Source organism: Mesorhizobium sp. M7A.F.Ca.CA.003.01.2.1 (assembly GCF_003998945.1).
In the GTDB taxonomy this organism is placed as follows: Bacteria; Pseudomonadota; Alphaproteobacteria; order Rhizobiales; family Rhizobiaceae; genus Mesorhizobium; species Mesorhizobium ciceri.
Genome location: NZ_RZRA01001406.1, coordinates 1 through 928 on the forward strand (window position 1 = coordinate 1; position 928 = coordinate 928).

The 928-nt window shown below is 59.2% G+C and carries 1 protein-coding gene; it reads right to left on the reverse strand.

Annotated elements, in window-relative coordinates; genetic code table 11:
• Positions 1 to 48: 48 nt before the first annotated feature.
• A complete protein-coding gene (locus tag EN969_RS33035) occupies positions 49 to 441 on the reverse strand; it encodes a hypothetical protein (protein WP_013533622.1) in 393 nt (130 codons plus the stop codon).
• Positions 442 to 928: the final 487 nt, after the last annotated feature.

The window sequence follows — 928 nt, forward strand, 5'->3', positions numbered from 1 at the left end:
ATGCGCATGCGCACTCTCCGTCACAGGCAGCCGGCACGCTGTGGCAATTCATTCGCATTCCAGCTTCGGTTGACGAAAATTGGTGATGAACCATCTGCCGCCCGAGGCGCGGGCATAGAACGTATAGAAGCATTCCTGGCGCTCGATATAGCCAGGCGTTTCGGTTTCTTCGTAGACGGTTCCGTGTTTTGTGTGGCGAACTTCGCCGCTGGAGCTTCCGGAAACCGCATTGGTGGATATTTTCCGCCACTGATAGGCCCGCTCGCCCCGGCCGAGATCAACGACGGCGGTCGGCGGCCCGTAGTCCAGAATGACCGATTCGACCGGTTGCCCGATGTAGTTCTTCATGATGTCGGAGGCGCATCCCGTCAGCACCAGCACGATCGCGATGAAGAACGCCTTGGAGATCCACACCAGATGGTTTGCGCTGCGTTTGGACATATCCGATTCCCGTCATCAAGGTCATCCGCGGCACCGAATGCATGTCGCCCAAAAGCGGTCCCGGTTTTGGGACAACGACATGCACAAAACAAAACCTGAAGCGGGCCGCATGATCCGTTTCGATGCGACGCGCTTTAGGACGTGAAGATTGCATCGGCATTACGCAGGACCTGGCACCCAAATGCGGTCTGCCGACATGCGTCGATGACGGTGCGGATGGAGGCAAAGCAATCGCGCGGCCCCGTTGCATCCGGGCGCCGCGCAAGGTCGTTCAAGCAGAATACAGAACAGGTTCAACGGAACCCATGGCCTGCCCTAGAACCGGTAGTTGATGCCGGCCTTCAGTTCATGGCTGCCGATCGTCGCCTTGGATTTGCCCAGGGCGGACGTCGTTTCGACGCCTGGGGTGCGCACATAGTCATATTCGACCTTGGCCGAGAGGCCGCCGGCAAAACCCTGCTCGATGCCGCCGCCGACCACATAGCCG

Coding starts and splice junctions, on each gene's coding strand:
- EN969_RS33035 (WP_013533622.1), bottom strand. CDS start 441: ATGTCCAAACGCAGCGCAAACCATCTGGTGTGGATCTCCAAGGCGTTC.